The 18,362-nt window shown below is 57.6% G+C and carries 18 protein-coding genes, 1 other RNA gene and 1 riboswitch; of the genes, 14 read left to right on the forward strand and 5 right to left on the reverse strand.

All coding sequences use genetic code 11. From position 1 onward, the window contains the following. Positions 1-15 precede the first annotated feature (15 nt). On the reverse strand, positions 16-894 hold the full coding sequence (locus Q0955_RS10800; protein WP_299424162.1) for a 5-bromo-4-chloroindolyl phosphate hydrolysis family protein: 879 nt from the start codon (positions 892-894) through the stop codon (positions 16-18). Positions 895-1,092: 198 nt separating this feature from the next. Next, the gene (locus Q0955_RS10805) at positions 1,093-1,971 is read right to left on the reverse strand and encodes a pseudouridine synthase (RefSeq protein WP_299424163.1); all 879 of its coding nucleotides are present in this window, start codon (positions 1,969-1,971) and stop codon (positions 1,093-1,095) included. Between the two features lie 61 nt (positions 1,972-2,032). Here Q0955_RS10805 and Q0955_RS10810 point away from each other — a divergent pair, with 61 nt between their 5' ends. Beyond that, positions 2,033-2,482, forward strand: coding sequence for a nucleoside deaminase (locus tag Q0955_RS10810; RefSeq protein WP_299424165.1), 450 nt, complete (start codon positions 2,033-2,035; stop codon positions 2,480-2,482). 4 nt (positions 2,483-2,486) lie between these two features. Here the strand turns inward: Q0955_RS10810 and Q0955_RS10815 are convergent, their stop codons facing one another. Further along, positions 2,487-3,179 carry a metal-dependent hydrolase gene (locus tag Q0955_RS10815; protein ID WP_299424167.1) on the reverse strand — a complete coding sequence of 231 codons (693 nt, stop codon included), beginning with the start codon at positions 3,177-3,179 and terminating at the stop codon, positions 2,487-2,489. Positions 3,180-3,368: 189 nt separating this feature from the next. On the opposite strand from Q0955_RS10815, the gene gatC reads away from it, so the two are divergent. From gatC to Q0955_RS10860, 9 genes are all read left to right on the forward strand, one after another. Beyond that, positions 3,369-3,656, forward strand: a complete 288-nt coding sequence (gene gatC, locus Q0955_RS10820; RefSeq protein WP_299424168.1) for an Asp-tRNA(Asn)/Glu-tRNA(Gln) amidotransferase subunit GatC — start codon at positions 3,369-3,371, stop codon at positions 3,654-3,656. A 62-nt stretch (positions 3,657-3,718) separates the two neighbouring features. Further along, positions 3,719-5,206 (forward strand): Asp-tRNA(Asn)/Glu-tRNA(Gln) amidotransferase subunit GatA, encoded by a 1,488-nt coding sequence (gene gatA / locus Q0955_RS10825; RefSeq protein ID WP_299424170.1) that lies wholly within the window; start codon positions 3,719-3,721, stop codon positions 5,204-5,206. A gap of 35 nt (positions 5,207-5,241) precedes the next feature. Further along, on the forward strand, positions 5,242-6,084 hold the full coding sequence (locus Q0955_RS10830) for a hypothetical protein (RefSeq protein ID WP_299424172.1): 843 nt from the start codon (positions 5,242-5,244) through the stop codon (positions 6,082-6,084). Between the two features lie 2 nt (positions 6,085-6,086). Further along, positions 6,087-6,752, forward strand: a complete 666-nt coding sequence (locus Q0955_RS10835; protein WP_299424173.1) for an N-acetylmuramoyl-L-alanine amidase — start codon at positions 6,087-6,089, stop codon at positions 6,750-6,752. 33 nt (positions 6,753-6,785) lie between these two features. Next, positions 6,786-7,161, forward strand: an RNA gene (gene rnpB, locus Q0955_RS10840) — RNase P RNA component class A. A gap of 48 nt (positions 7,162-7,209) precedes the next feature. Next, positions 7,210-7,908, forward strand: a complete 699-nt coding sequence (locus Q0955_RS10845; RefSeq protein WP_299424175.1) for a lysoplasmalogenase — start codon at positions 7,210-7,212, stop codon at positions 7,906-7,908. 48 nt (positions 7,909-7,956) lie between these two features. Continuing rightward, the gene (gene ftsY / locus Q0955_RS10850; protein ID WP_299424177.1) at positions 7,957-9,051 is read left to right on the forward strand and encodes a signal recognition particle-docking protein FtsY; all 1,095 of its coding nucleotides are present in this window, start codon (positions 7,957-7,959) and stop codon (positions 9,049-9,051) included. Between the two features lie 79 nt (positions 9,052-9,130). Further along, complete coding sequence (locus Q0955_RS10855) at positions 9,131-10,036, forward strand: DMT family transporter (protein WP_299424178.1); 906 nt, start codon at positions 9,131-9,133, stop codon at positions 10,034-10,036. Positions 10,037-10,045: 9 nt separating this feature from the next. Next, positions 10,046-10,666, forward strand: coding sequence for an inner membrane-spanning protein YciB (locus Q0955_RS10860; protein WP_299424180.1), 621 nt, complete (start codon positions 10,046-10,048; stop codon positions 10,664-10,666). A gap of 59 nt (positions 10,667-10,725) precedes the next feature. Here the strand turns inward: Q0955_RS10860 and Q0955_RS10865 are convergent, their stop codons facing one another. Both Q0955_RS10865 and Q0955_RS10870 read right to left on the reverse strand, forming a co-directional pair. Beyond that, positions 10,726-11,415 carry a glutathione binding-like protein gene (locus tag Q0955_RS10865; RefSeq protein ID WP_299424182.1) on the reverse strand — a complete coding sequence of 230 codons (690 nt, stop codon included), beginning with the start codon at positions 11,413-11,415 and terminating at the stop codon, positions 10,726-10,728. Positions 11,416-11,452: 37 nt separating this feature from the next. Continuing rightward, entirely contained in the window at positions 11,453-12,364 is a 912-nt protein-coding gene (locus Q0955_RS10870; RefSeq protein ID WP_299424184.1) for an alpha/beta fold hydrolase, read from the reverse strand. A 119-nt stretch (positions 12,365-12,483) separates the two neighbouring features. Continuing rightward, positions 12,484-12,561, forward strand: a riboswitch (SAM riboswitch). A 64-nt stretch (positions 12,562-12,625) separates the two neighbouring features. Between Q0955_RS10870 and metZ the strand changes: the two genes are divergently transcribed. The 4 genes from metZ to Q0955_RS10890 all read left to right on the forward strand — a co-directional run bounded on the left by metZ (position 12,626) and on the right by Q0955_RS10890 (position 18,323). Further along, positions 12,626-13,813 carry an O-succinylhomoserine sulfhydrylase gene (gene metZ, locus Q0955_RS10875; RefSeq protein ID WP_299424185.1) on the forward strand — a complete coding sequence of 396 codons (1,188 nt, stop codon included), beginning with the start codon at positions 12,626-12,628 and terminating at the stop codon, positions 13,811-13,813. A 181-nt stretch (positions 13,814-13,994) separates the two neighbouring features. After that, positions 13,995-15,095: a GTP cyclohydrolase FolE2 gene (gene folE2, locus Q0955_RS10880; RefSeq protein ID WP_299424187.1), complete on the forward strand. Its 1,101-nt coding sequence runs from the start codon at positions 13,995-13,997 to the stop codon at positions 15,093-15,095. 127 nt (positions 15,096-15,222) lie between these two features. Continuing rightward, positions 15,223-16,671, forward strand: a complete 1,449-nt coding sequence (locus Q0955_RS10885; protein ID WP_299424189.1) for a TrkH family potassium uptake protein — start codon at positions 15,223-15,225, stop codon at positions 16,669-16,671. Then, positions 16,671-18,323 (forward strand): thiamine pyrophosphate-binding protein, encoded by a 1,653-nt coding sequence (locus tag Q0955_RS10890; protein ID WP_299424190.1) that lies wholly within the window; start codon positions 16,671-16,673, stop codon positions 18,321-18,323. Before Q0955_RS10885 ends, Q0955_RS10890 begins: the two co-directional genes overlap by 1 nt. The last annotated feature ends 39 nt before the right edge of the window (positions 18,324-18,362 follow it).

Raw genomic sequence — 18,362 nt, forward strand, 5'->3', positions numbered from 1 at the left:
AGGTCACATGTGTTATCAGCTGTCGCGGCGCAGGCCTTCGCGCTCCAAGCGCTCGCGCAGTACGTCAATTTCGATGGTCAGATCGCCGCGATCCTCGAGCAGGAATTTCTGCGTACGGGCGGCGAAGTTTTCTTCCAGATCATCCAGCAGCGCGAGGTAGTCGGTGCGGGCCTGGGCATCCTGCGTGCGGCTGTAGATGTCGGTAAATTTCACCGTCGCGTCTTTCGCTCCCAGCAAATAGACGCTGAGGTAGCGGCGGGCTGCGGTGAGGTCGCGCGGATCTTCTTCCACCGTGCGGAACAGGTCGCGGGCGGTGGATTGGAAGGCAGAGACACGACGTTCGACGCTGCGATCCCCAGCGCGGGCAACGGCATCGCTCATGGCGCGCAGATGCTCTTCGGCTTCTTCGACGGCGCGGGCGACCCGGTCGGTTTGATGGCGGTTGGTGCCTTCCATGCCTTTGTCAGACATCGGATCGAGGCCAAAGGCAAAGCTGTGCAACATGCCGCCAACAACAGCAAAAATGCCCGCCTCGATGGGGCCATGACCTGCGAAACCTGCGACTGCGAGGCCGAGACCAGTTAAAAGAGAGCCGAGCAGTTTGCGCGGCAGCGCAGGGCGGCGGGCGACCTTGCGAGCGTTATAAGCTTCTTGGGCAAACATGCCTTCTCGCGTCATCCAAGCCGCTAGAAGCAGGACGCCAAGCGCAGTCAGATACTGCACCATGACGATGGGCTCGGACGTGAAGGCTTTCCAGATCAGGGGCAGCGGCGCGATGAACAGCAGGTTGACGCGCCCACCTGCGCGGCTGCGCTTGGCGTTGCGAAAACCGTCGTCACTGCTGGCACCTGGGGCGCCGCCAGGGCTGTATTTGCCACCAAATTTCTGAGCCATCACGCGCCTCCTGTGAAAGAGACGTAGAAGATCAACAGAACCAACAGGCCAAAGGCCAGTTTCTGTAAACCGGTTGATGACATACCCACTCCACCCTGTGCTAAGTTATGGAGAAATCTAAGAACTCTGCCGCAATATGGCTAGGGGGAAGTTTTGGTAAAGCGGCGCATTGCCGAGGAGGTTGCACCGCTTGCCGAACTATTTGCGGCGTCGGATGGGTTTGCGGCGTTTTTCTTCAAGCACAGCGCCTTCCAGCCCCAATTGATCCCGCACAACACGACGGCGCAGCTCTTCGACTTCGCCGGGCTTGAGCTGGCCAAGCTGGAACGGGCCATAAGACACGCGGATCAAGCGGTTTACGGTGAGGTTGATGGCTTCCATGGCGCGGCGAATTTCTCGGTTTTTGCCTTCACGCAGGCCAATGGTCACCCAGGCGTTGGCGCCTTGTTGGCGGTCGAGCGTGATGTCCATGGGTTGGAAACGTTCACCGTCAACCTCAATGCCTTTGCGCAAAGGGGCAAAGGTGTCTTCCGTTGGTCGGCCATTGATTCGCACTCGGTATTTGCGCAGCCAGCCAGTGCTGGGCAGTTCCAGTTTGCGTTTTAGACCACCGTCGTTGGTAAGCAACAGCAGCCCTTCCGAGTTCAGGTCGAGCCGGCCAACGGTCATCACGCGGGGCAGGTTTTCCGGCAGGTGATCAAAGATGGTGTCGCGGCCTTTTTCGTCGCGGTTGGTGGTCACCAGCCCGGTTGGCTTGTGGTAGAGCCAAATGCGTTCTGGATCAGGTTCGCCCACAGGTTTTCCGTCAACTGTGATGCGGTCTTTGGACGTCACATTGAGGGCTGGGCTGTCGAGTTTTTGACCGTTCACAGACACGCGCCCAGCCTCGATCATGCGTTCTGCATCGCGACGCGATGCCACCCCTGCACGGGCCAGCACTTTGGCGATGCGATCGCCCTCGCGTTTGGGCGCGTTAGAGGCAGGTTGCGCGGGCGCCTTGCGCGGCTTGGACGGGCGTGCCTTGGCGGCGTTTGGTTTCGCATTGGGGCGACGGGAGGAGGGGGGCTTTTGAGACATGTCTCCGTTTACCTGCGAAACGGGGATTGCGAAAGGGGGCTTGGCAGGGCAAGTCTTCGACATGACGTTCACCTCTTATATGGATCTTGCGCTTGAACAAGCGCGTGCGGCAGCCGAGCGAGGTGAGGTCCCCGTGGGGGCTGTGATTGTAGGGCAGGATGGCACTGTTCTGGCAGTGGCGGGAAATCGTACAAGGGAAGACTGTGATCCAACTGGGCATGCCGAGGTGCTGGCAATGCGCGCGGCCTGTGCCAAGATTGGCAGCGAACGCTTGGTCGGGTGTGATTTGTATGTGACGTTGGAGCCGTGCCCGATGTGTGCCAGTGCCATCAGTCAGGCGCGGATTGCGCGCGTGTACTATGGCGCGGCTGACCCCAAATCTGGCGGCGTGGCGCAGGGGCCGCGTGTGTTTGCTCATCCGCAAAGCCACCATGTTCCCGAAGTCTATGATGGCCTTGCGGCAGAAGAGTGTGAGGCGTTGTTGAAGGCGTTTTTTGCCAAGCGCCGGTGAGGCCTTAAAGGTCGATTGCTGTCATCACCTCAGGTTCAATCACGTCTACATTGGGAAGGGCTTCAATGAGAGTGTCGGCGGATTGCTCCAGCATTGGAAACGTCTTGTAGTGACAGGGAACCACGGTTTTGAAGTTGAAGAATTTGTTGGCTGCGTAGGCGGCGCGGCGCATGTCCATGGTGAAGTATCCGCCACAAGACAGCAGGCCGATGTCGGGGTTGTGAAGGTCGTTGAAGATTTCCATGTCGGCCATCACATCCGTGTCACCGCTGACATAGATGGTTTTGCCTTCACCTGAGATCATAAAGCCCGCTTCGGTCCCGATGTATTGCCGCGTTTCATTGTGGACCAGAGAGGATGAATGGGTCGCATTCACAAGCGTAACCGCAACATTGCCCAGGTGAATGGTGCCACCTTTGCCAAACCCAATCCCGGTGAGATCATGGGATTTTTCCATCCACTCGGCCAGCTCATAAACACCCGCCACCGGTGCCCCGGTTTCCGAAGCAATGGCGGGAATGTCTTCGATGTGGTCCGAGTGGCCGTGCGTCATGAGGATTGCGGTGGTTTTTTGGATGGCACGCTCCCGTTCTGCGTCCGGAAACGAGGGGTTGTTTGTGAGCCAAGGATCGATCAGCAACACTTGGTCTTCGATTTCGATGCGAAATCCCGAGTGGCCGAGCCAGATAATCTTCATATTCAATCTCCATATATCATGAGGTAAGCCTAGCGGCGCAGCCAAAATTGGCAAATGCACGCGCTGCGTTGCCTTTTCTGGCGGCAAGATAGTCGGGGGTAGGGGGCGAAACCACGTTGCGTGGCTTGCACCATATTCCCGTGCAGGATAAAGGCTGAGGGCACGTCCGCAACGAGAGAGTCTTGCCCCATGTCGATTGACGAAAGCACCGCCGCCAAAGTGGCCAAACTGGCCCGTATCAAGGTTGAAGAAGATGCCCTGCCTGCGCTGGCGCAAGAATTCAACGCTGTGCTGGGTTTCATTGAGCAACTGAATGAAGTTGACGTGGACGGCGTGGAACCAATGGTGTCCGTTACCCCGATGCGTTTGAAGCGTCGTGTGGACGTGGTGACCGATGGTGACCAGCAGGAGAAAATCCTGAGCAACGCGCCAGATGCGCGCGAAGGCTTCTTTGCTGTTCCCAAAGTGGTGGAGTGATCCGGCCCGTTTGCCGTTGATCCCCTGACAATAGATTTTGCCCCACATAGAGAGGCGCCGATATGACCGATCTGACCAAACTCACCCTGGCCGAAGCCCGCGACAAGCTGCGCGCCGGTGATGTGACATCCGTTGAGCTGACTGAGACCTTTTTGAAGGCGATTGATGAGGCGGACGCGCTCAACGCTTTTGTGCACAAGACGCCTGAGATTGCGCTGGAACGCGCCAAGGCGGCGGATGCGCGGATTGCCCAAGGTGACGCGCCGGACATGTGCGGCCTGCCGATTGGCATCAAGGACCTGTTTTGCACCAAAGGTGTGGCGTCTCAAGCGGCCAGCGGCATTCTGGAAGGCTTTACGCCGGAATATGAATCCACCGTGTCCCAGAAGCTGGAAGATTCCGGTGCGGTGATGCTTGGCAAGCTCAACATGGATGAGTTTGCGATGGGCTCCTCCAACGAGACCTCGGTTTATGGCAACGCAATCAACCCGTGGCGCCGTGGTAATGACGATGCGGCGTTGACACCTGGCGGTTCGTCTGGTGGGTCTGCTGCGGCTGTGGCGGCGGATCTGTGTCTGGCGGCAACCGGCACCGACACTGGCGGCTCGATCCGCCAGCCTGCGGCGTTTACTGGCATCACTGGCATCAAGCCGACTTATGGCCGGTGCTCGCGTTGGGGCGTTGTGGCTTTTGCCTCTTCGCTGGATCAAGCGGGCCCGATGACCAAAGACGTGCGCGACGCGGCAATCATGCTTGAGGCGATATGTGGTCACGATGAAAAAGACAGCACCAGTGTCGACTTGCCGGTGCCAAACTTTGAAGCCATGCTGACCGGCGACATTCGTGGCAAGAAAATCGGTATTCCAAAAGAGTATCGTATGGACGGTATGCCCGCGGAGATCGAAAAGCTCTGGTCCGAAGGTACTGAGATGCTGAAAGCGGCGGGGGCGGAGATCGTTGATATCTCCCTGCCGCACACCAAATACGCGCTGCCAGCTTACTATGTGATTGCGCCTGCGGAAGCGTCTTCGAACCTCGCGCGCTACGACGGTGTACGCTACGGCCACCGCGCCACTCTGGCGGCGGGTGATGGCATCACCGAGATGTATGAAAAGACCCGCGCCGAAGGCTTTGGTCATGAGGTGCAGCGCCGTGTGATGGTGGGCACCTATGTGTTGTCCGCCGGTTTCTATGACGCCTACTACAACCGTGCACGTCGCGTTCGGACGCTGATCAAGCAGGACTTCGAGAACGTCTTTGCACAAGGTATCGACGCGATTTTGACGCCGGCGACGCCGTCGGCGGCCTTTGGTCTGGGTGAAATGACCGATGCCGATCCGATCCAAATGTATCTGAACGACGTGTTTACCGTGACAGTGAACCTTGCTGGTTTGCCTGGTATTTCCGTTCCGACAGGCGTTGACAGCCAGGGTCTGCCGCTCGGTCTGCAGCTGATTGGCCGTCCTTGGGAAGAGGGCGATCTGCTGAACACCGCCTACGCGCTGGAGCAGGCGGCAGGTTTTGTGGCCAAACCGGGCAAATGGTGGTAAAGCTGCTGCAAAACTAAGAGCAGTTAAGGCAGATCATGAAACGTAGCATTGGGGCCATTTGTGCGCTGGTCGCGCTGAGCGCGTGCCAGCCAGCCGTGCCAGACAGCGCCGCGGGCGTATTTTACGACGAAAAAACCGGTGAACATCGGCGGACGGCATTGCCACCCGCCAATGCGGTATCCCAAGAGACTATTCCGGACGCACCGCAGATCGCGACGATTGAGCCGGCGCCTGTGGTTGCCACCGTGCCGCCCGCGCAATCTGTTGCTGCGACGCCCTTGATCACCACCACAACTGCACAGCCGCAAACTGCGGCAGCGGCGGCGGCCACTGTTCCTTCCACAAGCTCTACTGCGTCAGCAGCCAACGATGCGGCCAGCATTGCCAGCGAAACCACGGCCGCATTGGCGGCGGCATCGGCCAACTCTGGGGAGCAGCCGCTACACGCCAGTCCCAGTAATCCTGCGCCTCAAGTGTTCTCTAATCCCGGGATTTCGGACGAGAATGATTTTTCGGCGGTAGATGGACGGCGCTCAATTGAAGCGGACGCGGCACGGCGGGCGCAGAACAAAGCCAACTATACGGTGATTCAGCCAACTGCGGTGCCAGTGCGTACCGGCGACGGTGGGCCAAATATAGTGGCTTATGCACTTGAGACCAAGCACCCGCGTGGGACCAAGATGTACAGCCGTTTGAAAATTGGCGGCGCGTCACGTTATGAGAAAGCTTGTGCGAAGTTTAGCAGTGACGAGGCTGCGCAGCGGGCGTTTCTTGAGAAAGGTGGTCCTAAAAAAGACCGCCTTGGCGTCGACCCGGATGGCGATGGCTATGCCTGTAAGTGGGATCCCAGCCCGTTCCGCGTGGCCGCTGGCAACTAAGCGTGCTGTCCTCTTTCGAGATTCATCAGCGTCCCTCTCCGAATTTCGGGGAGCGGCGGGATGGACAGCGGCCTGAGCTGATTGTGATCCACTACACTGCGATGGACAGTGCACAGGCGGCGATTGACTGGCTGTGCACTCCTGAAGCCGAAGTGTCTGCGCACTACGTGATTGCTCCGGACGGACAGGTCACGCAGCTGGTGGACGAAGAGATGCGTGCCTGGCATGCGGGCGTTGGCAGTTGGCAGGGCCAAAGCGATGTGAATTCTCGCAGCATTGGTATTGAGTTGTCCAATAAGGGCGACCATCCGTTTGCTGCTCAGCAGATAGACGCGCTTGAGGTGCTGTTGGCTGGCATCATGAAGCGGTGGAGCATTGGCCCTGACGGCGTGATTGGGCATTCCGACATGTCGCCGGGGCGTAAGATTGATCCTGGTCCGAAGTTTGATTGGTTGCGGCTGGCGCGTCAGGGGCTGGCGGTTTGGCCGGATCAAGCGCCTGCCGAGGCGAATTGGGAAGGATGCGCCGCGCAATTTGGCTACGATCTGGAGAATCCGAATTGTTTCGCAGCTTTTCGCGCGCGGTTCCGGCCTTGGGCTGAAGGGGGCTGTGACGCTGAGGATGCGCGCATTGCGGCGCGGTTGGTACAGACCGCACAGAGAGATTGACGCTGTTGCGCCTAAGCCCTATTGCGGGGACGCGCAGAGAGTTGGATGGCCGCGGGGGCGTATGCCCGCGAGGAAAGTCCGGACTCCACAAAGCAACGGTGCCGGGTAACGCCCGGCCGGGGAAACCCGAGGGAAAGCGCCACAGAGAACAGACCGCTCTCGCTTGCGGGAGTAAGGGTGAAACGGTGGGGTAAGAGCCCACCGCGCGGCTGGCAACAGCGGCGGCACGGCAAGCCCCACCGGGAGCAATGCCAAATAGGGACCGCGTGTGCGCAAGCACAGGAGCGCTTTGCTCCGAGCAGGTCCGGGTTGGCAGCTTGAGGTGTCTGGTAACAGGCACCCTAGATGAATGGTCATTGAACCGGTTTCGGCCGGGGAACAGAATCCGGCTTATAGGCTCTCTGCGCGTCACTTACCCATTTTGAACAAGACAAACAGAGGTTTGGCACAATAGTGTGTGGGCAAAACATACGAGGCCTCCATGAGTATTGTCGAAGAAATTGCCCTGCGCCAAAGCATTCGGTTGGGATTGCTTGTGGTGGGACTGTTGGCGGCGTTGATTTATGCCGTCTCGTTTTGTCATCGCCCGCCAAGCGTCTGGAAAACATTGGTGAAGACCATTCCAATGCCGGCCTTTGCGGCGGCAGTGGCGGTGAGTTTCGGCTCTTGGGCGGTAGTTGTAGCGCTCCTGCTGTCGGCGCTAGGAGATCTGGCGTTGTCACGGGATGGCGAGAAGGCCTTTTTGGTCGGCTTGATCTCTTTTGCAGCGGCGCATGTGGCGTATGTGGTGTATTTCTGGGACATCGGAGCCGGGCCGCTGGCGGTGCCGGTCTTGTTGGCTGCTTTGGTGCTGTTTGCTCTATCGACTGAACGTTGGTTAAGCCCTTTTGCCGGCGATCTGCGTTGGCCGGTTAGGGCCTATGTGGTGATCATCTGTGCCATGGGGGCAACGGCCTTTGGGCTGGTGGATCGTTCGTTGGCGGTGGCTGGTGCAGTGGCCTTCATGGCGTCTGACACACTGTTGGCGATCCAGCTCTTCCGCATGAAACCGGATGCGTCCCTGCAACGTATGGTGTCTGTTGCGCTGTGGGTGCTTTATGCGGGCGGACAGTTTCTGATTGTGGCGGGCGTGGGCTGGGCGACCCCGCTCTTTTAAATCCCGCAAAATCAGACTAACTGGAGGCAAGCAGTTCCGGAGACCACCATGGCGTTTTTCTCAAAACTCAAAGACAAGCTGTTCAAATCGTCGTCCAAATTGGACGAGGGGCTTGAGGCGATTGTCGAAGATGGTGGCGAAGAGACTGAGGCGGTTGCGGTTGAGAGCCCTCCTGTAGAGCAGCCTGCGCCTGCGGCTGATGAGGTGGACGCGGTGCCTGTCGTGGAAGACAAAGCACCTGTTGAGGCGGCCAAGACCGGCATCTTGGCGCGCTTGACCGGGCAGAACCAAAGCGGTCCGGTTGTGAAACGCGTGCTCGACGACGATATGCTTGAGCAGCTCGAAGAGCTGCTGATTGCTTCGGATATGGGGGTAGACACCGCGCTGCGTGTGACAGCGAACATCGCAGAAGGTCGATTGGGGCGACGTGTCTCCACTCAAGAGATCAAGGATATTCTGGCCACCGAAGTGGCCCGCATCATGGAGACGGTGGCGCGTCCAATGCCGCTTTACCCGTCCAAGCCACAGGTTGTTCTGGTTGTGGGCGTAAACGGCTCCGGCAAGACCACCACCATCGGCAAGCTGGCTAGCCAGTTCCGGTCGGCAGGTAAGTCCGTGGTGATTGCGGCGGGGGATACGTTTCGGGCTGCAGCGGTGGAGCAGCTGCAGGTGTGGGGCGAACGCGCAGGCGTGCCGGTTTTGACAGCGCCAGAGGGCTCCGATCCCGCGAGCCTGGCCTTTGATGCGATGACCAAGGCGGAAGCCGAAGGGGCGGACCTGTTGATGATCGACACCGCCGGGCGTTTGCAGAACCGTCAGGACCTGATGGAAGAACTTGCCAAGATTGTGCGCGTGATCCGCAAGAAAGACCCGGATGCGCCGCACAACACTTTGCTGGTGTTGGATGCGACAACTGGGCAGAATGCGATCAGCCAAGTTGAAACTTTCCAGAAGCTGGCTGATGTGTCTGGCTTGGTGATGACCAAACTCGATGGCACGGCGAAGGGTGGTATTCTCGTGAGCTTGGCGGATAAGTTTGGCCTTCCGATCCATGCAATTGGTGTGGGCGAGCAAATTGATGATTTGCAGCCGTTTGACCCGGAAGAGTTTGCTGCGGCCTTAACAGGCTTGGAGCAACGGTGAGCTTCATTTGGCCCCAAATATCCTCCAGGGGGGCGGGGGTGGAAACCCCCCGGAGCTACCTAACCAATAAGGGTGACAAATGAGTGCGTGGCTGGTGTCCTTGGAGGGCACGGCCTCTGGTCAGCAACTGGCTTTAGTCTTGGCCTTGCTTGCCGCTTTTTTGCATGCCGTGTTCGGCGCGCTGCAAAAAGGCCGGCATGATCCCTGGCTGACGCGCGGGGCGATCGATTTCAGCTATGCGGCTATGGCGGCACCGTTTGCGTTATTTGTGGTGCCTTGGCCTGAGCCTCATATGTGGCTGATATTCTTGGGTGCCTTTGTCATTCATACCGGTTACAAGCTCTTGCAAAGCTGGGCCTACACCAAAGGCGCGTTCACGGTTGTCTATCCTGTGGTGCGCGGGGTGGGGCCATTTTTCACGGTCATTGGCGCCTATCTGATTTTTGGCGAGACCTTCAGCGGGTTGCAGTGGTTTGGCGTGGCGGTGTTGATGGCGGGTATTCTTGGACTGGCCGTCTACAACATGGTGTTCATGACCGACGGGCGCGAGACCTTGGTGGCGGCGATGGTAATTGCCGTGTTCACCGGTTTTTTTGTCGCGCTATACACCACCTATGACGCTTACGGCATTCGCGCGACCGCGGATCCGTTCACGTTCCTTGCGTGGTTCTTCTTGATTGACGGGCTGGTGTTTCCGGTGTTGGCGACGATGAAGTATCGCGCCATGGTCACCCCGCCCACACTTGGCCCATTGATGACACGTGGATTTATAGGTGGGCTGGTGGCCTTTGCCAGTTTTGGCTCCGTGATGTTGGCCACACGATTGGACAACGTGGGGGAGGCAGCGGTGCTGCGGGAAACCTCACCGGTGTTTGCCGCGTTGATTGGCTGGCTGGTGTTGAAAGAGACTGTTGGTCCGCGCCGGATTGCCTTGATGGCATTGATTGCGCTGGGCGCTGTGATAGTGGAAGTGGGCAGGCAATAGGGGCGCGACATGGCTGAGAGTACTTCTGAGAAAAAGATCAATCCGATGCTGAAGATGGGGTTGGAGTTGGGACCCATTGTGGTGTTCTTTGTCGCCTATCTGCGGTTGCGGGACCAAACCATTGAGATAGGCGGCACCGCCTATGATGGGTTCATTGTTGCCACCGCCGGGTTTATTCCGCTGCTGATTCTGACCACGGGAATTTTGTGGAAGCTGACCGGCAAGCTCTCGAAGATGCAGGTGGCCACCTTGGTGTTGGTGATCCTGTTTGGCGGGCTGTCGGTCTGGCTCAATGACGAGCGGTTCTTCAAGATGAAGCCAACCATGATCTACCTTCTGTTTGGTGGTGCATTGGGAGTCGGCTTGCTGCGCGGGCAGAGCTATTTGAAGTTTGTGATGGAAGAGATGATGCCCTTGAAAGAAGAGGGCTGGCTGCTTTTGACCAAGCGACTGACCGCGTTTTTCATCGGATTGGCGGTGCTCAATGAGGTGATCTGGCGCACCCAGAGCACGGACACTTGGGTGTATTTTAAGACCTTTGGCCTGACGGCTGCGGTGTTTGTCTTCTTCATGACGCAAGGCAAAATCTTCCAAGACTACGCCTTGGAAGAAGAGACTGACGAAGGGTAGGCTGCCTCCCCTTTCTGGTATCGACGCTTCTCCCGAGATTTCGGAAGAGAATTGCCCGTCTAGGTGTGTGATCCAAACAGATCGTTTTGCACCCAGGTGTCGGACCGGTCGGCACGCAGGTCTGCGTGTAAGGCGCGGCCGCGCCGCAACGCTGGGCGCGCCCATAGTGTTTTGAGCCAGCGGGCCATATGAGGTGTGTCGTCCAATGTTTGCTCCTGCCCTTCCCACAGTGAGGCCCAGCCCCAGGCGGCCATGTCCGCGATGGAGTAAAAATCGCCAGCCAGATATTCGGTTTGTGCCAATCGGCGATCTAGCACACCATAAAGCCGCGCGGTTTCGTCCCGATAGCGGGCCTTGGCGTAGGCGATGTCCTCAGGCGCATATTTGAGGAAGTGATGGGTTTGGCCCGCCATGGGACCAAGTCCGCCCATTTGCCACATCAGCCACTCCTCTACCGCCACCTGGTCTCGCTCTGAGGCGCCCATAAATAGGCCGGTTTTGCGGGCGAGGTAGAGCAGGATCGCCCCGCTTTCAAAAATCGAGATTGGCTGATCGTCAGGACCATTCGGGTCAACAATCGCGGGCATCCGGTTGTTTGGCGCGATCTTTAGGAAATCTTTGTCAAACTGATCACCAGCGCCGATGTTGATCAAGTGGGTGCCGTAAGGCAGCGCCATTTCTTCCAACGCGATGGAGATTTTCCAGCCGTTTGGGGTGGGCCAGTAGTAGAGGTCGATGGGCTTTTGCATGGATGCTCCTCACAGGTGGAGCGCAATGATGCCGGTTTCAGGCTGTGCTGCAAGAGGGCACGTTTGGGCTTGGGCGTACCGAAGCCAGGTATGAGCGAGGTGTGAGTTGTGCTTGTAACGTCTGCAATGGCAAAGACGCCGGATTGCGCAACAGATCTGCGTAAAAAGCCATAGCGCCGCGCCGCAGGTAAGGGGACCAGTGGCAGAGCCAATGGGCAGGTGGGTCGATAGTGTGCCCAAGGGCTGCAAGCCGTTTGAGGCCCGGTTTGTCGTCCAATCGAATGGTCAGAGCGTTTGGCGCGTCAAAGCCGCGGCCGATAGAGCGGTCGTGTGCGCGGCTCCGGCCCAAAAGCTGCTCAAAAAGGATGTCATAAAAGGCGTTTTCACCGCTGACCACGTTGAAGAGTTCTGCGCCCTGTCCGGCGTCCGTACGCAGAGCCATGGCGGCAGATGGACGAAAAACCGCGCCGTTCAAAAGAATGATACGTCCTATATCACCAATTGAGAGGCGGTGCAGGGCTTGAAGCGCAACATAGGCGCCCATTGAATGAGCCACCAGGTTCACCGGACGGTTCGGGTCTTGTCTGCGGAGCTGTTGCACCAGTGTAGCCAGAGCATGTGAGGCGCGGATCGCGGAGCGCAGAGCTTGTTTCAAGGAGCCGCGCGCATTCCAACCAAACGCAACTCCAACGCCGCTGTTTGGGATCGGTGAAAGGTAGCCAAGATGTTTGGGCCAACTCACGACCTTCGCGCTAGCGGCATCCAATGGGGCAAATATATGGGCGTGTGGGCATCGACCGGGGACATAGGGGCGAAACTTGTATCCATGCAACATGACGGTGATCGGGCCATCGGTCTCCAGCGTTCGATTTAGCACTGGCAACAGTGGGGCGTCTGTACCGTGCAACACCGGTTTGCGACCTTCTGCGTTGATCCGAATGAGTGCCATCTGTGCAATCCCTTTCACCTAATCTTAGTGTTGCGCAAAAATGTGCAGATTGCGTAAAGCAGGCGTTACAGGAAGGTGAACGGGCCCGTGTGGCTTGACGTTTGCGGCGTTGCGGCGTAATTCGCCTGTGTGGCGATTTGTTACCGGATTGCGGGCCACGTTAAAGATGCCGCTAAAGAGGTCAGGACGAAGGAGCCCCTTCCGCTTGGCCGGAACGGGGCTTTTTATTTGGGTCGGTCTGAGGGACCCGGGAGAGATGACATGAGCGATTGGAACAAACGCACAAAGCTGGTGCATGGCGGGACACGGCGCAGCCAATACAACGAGGTGAGCGAGGCGATCTTTCTCACGCAGGGCTTTGTGTATGAGAGCGCAGAGCAGGCCGAGGCCCGTTTTGTCGAGATTGGCGAAGACGAGTTCATCTACGCGCGCTACGGCAACCCAACGGTGGCAATGTTCGAGGAGCGGATTGCAGCGCTGGAAGGGGCAGAAGATGCCTTTGCCACAGCCAGCGGTATGGCGGCGGTCAGCGGTGCGTTGACCTCGATGCTAAAAGCTGGCGACCACGTGGTGTCTGCAAAAGCGCTGTTTGGTTCCTGTATCTATGTGTTGCAGGACATTTTGGGCCGCTATGGCGTCGAAGTGACCTTTGTGGATGGTACGGATCTGGCAGCTTGGAAGGCAGCGATGCGCCCGGACACCAAAGCGGTGTTTTTTGAAAGCATGTCCAATCCGACATTGGAAGTGATCAACATCACCGCTGTGGCTCAAATTGCCCATGAGGTTGGCGCGACGGTTCTGGTGGACAATGTGTTCTCAACACCTGTGTTCAGCAATGCGATTGCGCAAGGCGCGGATGTGGTGATTTACTCGGCCACCAAACACATTGACGGGCAGGGCCGTGCGCTGGGCGGGGTTGTTCTGGGTCGCAAAGACTTCATTCGCGGCACGCTTGAGCCGTATATGAAGCATACCGGTGGCAGCATGAGCCCGTTTAATGCCTGGGTGATGCTGAAAGGTCTGGAGACCATTGATCTGCGTGTGCGGGCGCAAGCAGAGAGTGCCTTGGCCATTGCTGCTGTTCTGGAAGGCCATTCGGCCTTGGAGCGCACGATCTACCCGGGGTTGGAAAGCCATGCGCAGGCCGCTTTGGTGAAAAAACAGCTGGGTGGTAAAGGCGGTACGGTTCTGTCTCTGGACATCAAAGGCGGGCGTGAAGCGGCGTTTAAGTTTCTGAATGCGCTGGAGATTGCGGTGATTTCCAACAATCTCGGTGACGCAAAATCAATTGCGACCCATCCGGCGACCACCACCCATCAGCGTCTTGAAGATGCGGTAAAGGCGGATCTGGGTATCACGCCGGGTTTGGTGCGCTTTTCTGTTGGGTTGGAAGACACGGACGATTTGATTGCCGATATCAAACGGGCGGTTGAGGCGTCACAAGCCTAAGCCTTTGGTGTGGTCGATAAAATTTCAAACGGCGCGCGGCGGAATAGTCGGGCGCCTTTTGTGTCTTACGTTAGAGATGTGAACCAAGGTGTCGTTTTTCACGTATAGGGTAGCGAAATTGGCATTTTACCGAGGTACGCATTAAGTTAATCAGGCGACAGCAGGGAAAAGGCGCTTGGCCATGAATGTTCAAAACTCCAAGACCCAAACTCAATTGACACGGGAAGACGCGGAAGAGGCGCTCGCGCGGTTACGGACTTGGGCTCAAGACGCGTCAGTGACGGAGATAGCAGAGTTGGACCCGGCGGTGGCGCGTTTGTTGCCGGATCAGCCGCTTGCCAACTACCCCGAGCTGTCGCGCCAGTACCCTGAGAGTTTTGAAGTGACGCCCGAATATCGGGCGACTCTGCCTGATCTGCAAAACGGTCCTGAAAGCCTGATCAAAGGTGAGAAACAGCAAATCCAGCATGTCGGGATTTCCAATTTCCGCCTGCCAATCCGGTTTCATACCCGTGACAATGGCGACATTAGCCTTGAGACTAGTGTCACCGGCACGGTTAGTCTTGAGGCGGATAAAAAGGGCATCAACATGTCCCGGATCATGCGGTCGTTTTATAAGCACGCCGAAAAGACATTTAGCTTCAGCGTGATGGAAGCGGCGCTTGCGGATTACATCACCGATCTTGAGAGTTTTGATGCGCGGCTTCAAATGCGGTTTTCATATCCGATGAAAATCAAATCACTGCGCTCCGGCCTTGAGGGCTATCAGTACTACGACATGGCGCTCGAGCGTGTGCAGCACGGTGGGCAGACACATAAGATCATGCATTTGGACTACGTCTATTCCTCGACCTGCCCCTGTTCGTTGGAGCTGAGCGAACACGCGCGTATATCGCGTGGGCAACTGGCAACACCGCATTCGCAGCGCTCAGTGGCGCGGATTTCGGTGGAGATTGTGGACCGCCCGCGGGTTTGGTTTGAAGACCTGATCGATCTGGCGCGGGCTGCGGTGCCAACTGAAACACAAGTGATGGTGAAGCGCGAAGATGAGCAGGCGTTTGCAGAATTGAACGCAGCCAATCCAATTTTTGTGGAGGATGCGGCGCGCTTGTTTTGTGAGAAGCTCAAGGCCGACCCGCGCATTGGAGATTTCCGGGTGATTGCCAGCCATCAGGAAAGCCTACACAGTCACGATGCCGTGTCAGTTCTGACAGATGGGCCGCTGTTTGCGTCCGAGAGCATTGATCCAAAACTATTCACCACGTTGTTTCACGTCGGGTAACGTGGCGATGTGGTTGAGCTGCGGTGTGCCGTTTACGCACTAAAACAGCACGTTAGCTGATGAAGGCCGTCTTTTGCATGAGGGAACGCGCTTGACAGCGGCTGGCGCAACCGCCAACCCTGCGGCCATGCTGGACTTACGACCCGTTGGATATGTGATCGGCCTTTTGGTGGCGATGTTGGGCGTGGCGATGCTGCTGCCCATGCTTGTTGATATGTTGGATGGCACAGCGCATTGGGAAGCTTTCTTTGTCAGTGCTGTTGTAACGTGTCTGTCTGGCGGGATGGTGGCGTTGTCGTGTCACAACGGGCGTGGTGATGGTCTCTCGTTGCAGCAAACCTTTTTGCTCACCACGGGGGTATGGCTGGCTCTGCCGATGTTTGGGGCGCTGCCCTTCATGCTTGGCGCCACAGAAGCCCGTGTTGTGGATGCATTTTTTGAAGCGATGAGCGGTCTGACCACCACCGGATCCACAGTGTTCTCCGGTTTGGCAGAGCTACCACGCGGCATGCTTTTATGGCGAGGTTTGCTCCAGTGGTTGGGCGGTATCGGTATCATTGTCGTGGCCATGGTGTTTCTGCCGGAACTACGCGTCGGGGGGATGCAAATCTTCCGCAGCGAGGGCTTTGACACCTTTGGGAAAATCTTGCCGCGGGCCACGGAGATCAGTAGCCGAATCTCAGTGATCTACATCACGCTGACTGTGGCCTGTGCGCTGGCCTATGTGATCACGGGAATGAGCGCCTTTGATGCTGTGGTGCATGCCATGACCACCATCGCGACCGGTGGATTTGCCAACTACGACTCCTCATTTGGCGCCTTTTCTATTGGCACAGAATATGTTGCGGTGATCTTTATGTTGCTCGCCGCGCTGCCCTTTGTGCGGTTTGTGCAAATGACCGCAGGCAGCGCCAAACCTCTTTTGCACGATTCGCAGATCCGAGTGTTTTTTACGACCGTGGCGGTGATTGTGATCATGTTGACCAGCTGGCAGGTGCTGAGCAACGGGATTGGCAGTGAGGCGGGGTTTCGGAAGGTTTTGTTCAACACCACTTCAATTGTGACTGGCACAGGTTACGCTAGTGCGGATTATATGCAGTGGGGCGGGTTTCCCGTTTCTGTGCTGTTCTTTGCGGGGTTGATCGGTGGTTGCGCAGGGTCGACGGCCTGTTCGATCAAAGTATTCCGTTATCAATTGCTGTTTGCCACGATCAAAACCCAAATTCTCAAAATTCAGCATCCCAGTGGTGTGTTCACGCCAAGCTTCCAGGGGCGTAAGATTGACGATGATGTGCTGAGCTCTGTCATGAGCTTCTTTGTGTTCTTCACCGTAACATTGGGTGGGCTCGCTGTTTTGCTTGGGATGACCGGGCTTGATTTCACGACTGCCCTTTCTGGCTCAGCAGCAGCGCTTGCCAATATCGGACCGGGGCTGGGCGACATCATTGGCCCTGCAGGCAACTTTGCGACACTCAACGATGCAGCCAAATGGCTATTGGCAGCGGGCATGTTGATTGGCCGGCTGGAGCTTCTGGCGGTCTACGTACTCTTTACGGTTCAATTCTGGAGGGCCTGATGGCGGCAATGGATCAGGAGATGCGTCCTTTGGGGGCGCAGATTTCGCACATGCTGAAAGCACGTGGTGTGGATGTCATTTTTGGCATTCCCGGTGTGCACAATGTGGAGATGTACCGCGGCATTGAAGAAGCCGGGATCACGCATGTTTTGGCGCGTCACGAGCAAGGCGCGGGGTTTATGGCGGATGGCTATGCCCGAGCCAGCGGCAAGCCCGGCGTGGCCTATGTCATTACGGGACCGGGAGTGTGCAACATCCTGACGCCGTTGGGGCAGGCCTATTCCGACAGTGTTTCGGTACTGACCCTGTCGAGTTGTCTCGATGAGCATGTTGGGCACCGTGGTCAATTGCACCAGATGCGCGATCAGCGGGGTGCGGCGGCGACAGTGTGTGATTGGTCGGAAGAGGCGCGCACGGCGCGCGCGGCCTATGATTTGATTGACCGTGCGTTGGTGGAGTTTGAGACACAACGCCCGCGCCCCAAACACATCCAAGTGCCAATTGCTCTGTTGGGCGCAATGGCCCCTGAGGCGCCAGTTGCGCAACCGGGCGCGATGGAGAGCCATGCGGGCTTTGCGGCTGGAGATATGCGGGGTGTGGCGCAGGACTTGCTCAATGCCAAAAAACCGTTGTTCATTTTGGGGGGCGGATTGGCGGCCTCCGGCGAAGCTGCGGCCTTGCATATGCGCCTGCTGCTCAAGGAGACCGGCGCGGCGGCCTTTATGACCTATGCGGGGGCTGGCCTTTTGGCGCCGGATGAAGCGATGAGCTTTGGCACCTATCTTGGTCGCGCGGAGAGCAAACGCATCATTGGCGACAGTGATCTTGTGATCTCAATTGGCACCGAGTTGAGTGAATGCGATTTGTGGCGTGATGAACTTGGCCATTCCGGGCGGCTTGTGCGCGTGGATATTGATCCGGAAGTGTTAGCTGATCGGCACCGGGCCGATACCACGGTGCAGGCGGACGCCTTTTCGTTTGTGATGAAGCTGCGGGCAGATTTTTCCTTTTTGCTGTCGATGAATGATGCGCTGCCGGATGAGGCGGTGCCGCCAAAATGGAACGCAGCAGAGATTGCTGCCGCAAAGATGCGCTTCCGCGCCGAAACTGATGCGGAACGCCCTGGCATTGCCGAGATCTGTGACGTGTTGTCAGATGTCATGCCGGAGGACGCGATGATCTATTCGGACATGACGCAGTTTGCCTATGTCGCAAAAGAGGTCTGGGATATGGCGCGACCGGGGTATTGGCACCATCCCAGCGGGTTTGGCACGTTGGGCTATGCTTTGCCAGCCTCGATTGGCGGCGCGATGGCGCGGCGTGGAAAGCCGACGGTCTGCATCGCGGGGGACTACGGGTTCCAGTATACTGTGCAGGAACTCGGTGCGGCGGTGGAAATGAAGCTGCCGATCCCGATTTTGCTGTGGGACAACCACAAGCTCAAGGAGATCGAAGACAGCATGGTGGCCAGCCAGATCGCGCCCAATGCGGTGGTGGCGGTGAACCCAGATTTCTGCAAGCTGGCGGAAAGCTATGGTTGTTTGGCGGTTGAACCAAAGACAGCTGCCGAGTTGCAAACCGCATTGACGCAGGCTTTTGACGCAGATCGGCCGACGTTGATCCGGATGACAGCGGCGCTGTCGACCTCCTGAAAAACGTGATCTTCAAAAAAAACAAAGGGCGGCTTCCAA

The organism is uncultured Shimia sp., assembly GCF_947493595.1.
GTDB lineage: Bacteria > Pseudomonadota > Alphaproteobacteria > Rhodobacterales > Rhodobacteraceae > Shimia.

Excerpts from the sequence above, each read along its gene's own strand:
- Q0955_RS10800 (WP_299424162.1), bottom strand. The coding sequence starts at position 894 with ATGGCTCAGAAATTTGGTGGCAAATACAGCCCTGGCGGCGCCCCAGGT.
- Q0955_RS10805 (WP_299424163.1), bottom strand. The coding sequence starts at position 1,971 with ATGTCTCAAAAGCCCCCCTCCTCCCGTCGCCCCAATGCGAAACCAAAC.
- Q0955_RS10810 (WP_299424165.1), top strand. The coding sequence starts at position 2,033 with ATGACGTTCACCTCTTATATGGATCTTGCGCTTGAACAAGCGCGTGCG.
- Q0955_RS10815 (WP_299424167.1), bottom strand. The coding sequence starts at position 3,179 with ATGAAGATTATCTGGCTCGGCCACTCGGGATTTCGCATCGAAATCGAA.
- gatC (WP_299424168.1), top strand. The coding sequence starts at position 3,369 with ATGTCGATTGACGAAAGCACCGCCGCCAAAGTGGCCAAACTGGCCCGT.
- gatA (WP_299424170.1), top strand. The coding sequence starts at position 3,719 with ATGACCGATCTGACCAAACTCACCCTGGCCGAAGCCCGCGACAAGCTG.
- Q0955_RS10830 (WP_299424172.1), top strand. The coding sequence starts at position 5,242 with ATGAAACGTAGCATTGGGGCCATTTGTGCGCTGGTCGCGCTGAGCGCG.
- ftsY (WP_299424177.1), top strand. The coding sequence starts at position 7,957 with ATGGCGTTTTTCTCAAAACTCAAAGACAAGCTGTTCAAATCGTCGTCC.
- Q0955_RS10855 (WP_299424178.1), top strand. The coding sequence starts at position 9,131 with ATGAGTGCGTGGCTGGTGTCCTTGGAGGGCACGGCCTCTGGTCAGCAA.
- Q0955_RS10860 (WP_299424180.1), top strand. The coding sequence starts at position 10,046 with ATGGCTGAGAGTACTTCTGAGAAAAAGATCAATCCGATGCTGAAGATG.
- Q0955_RS10865 (WP_299424182.1), bottom strand. The coding sequence starts at position 11,415 with ATGCAAAAGCCCATCGACCTCTACTACTGGCCCACCCCAAACGGCTGG.
- Q0955_RS10870 (WP_299424184.1), bottom strand. The coding sequence starts at position 12,364 with ATGGCACTCATTCGGATCAACGCAGAAGGTCGCAAACCGGTGTTGCAC.
- metZ (WP_299424185.1), top strand. The coding sequence starts at position 12,626 with ATGAGCGATTGGAACAAACGCACAAAGCTGGTGCATGGCGGGACACGG.
- folE2 (WP_299424187.1), top strand. The coding sequence starts at position 13,995 with ATGAATGTTCAAAACTCCAAGACCCAAACTCAATTGACACGGGAAGAC.
- Q0955_RS10885 (WP_299424189.1), top strand. The coding sequence starts at position 15,223 with ATGCTGGACTTACGACCCGTTGGATATGTGATCGGCCTTTTGGTGGCG.
- Q0955_RS10890 (WP_299424190.1), top strand. The coding sequence starts at position 16,671 with ATGGCGGCAATGGATCAGGAGATGCGTCCTTTGGGGGCGCAGATTTCG.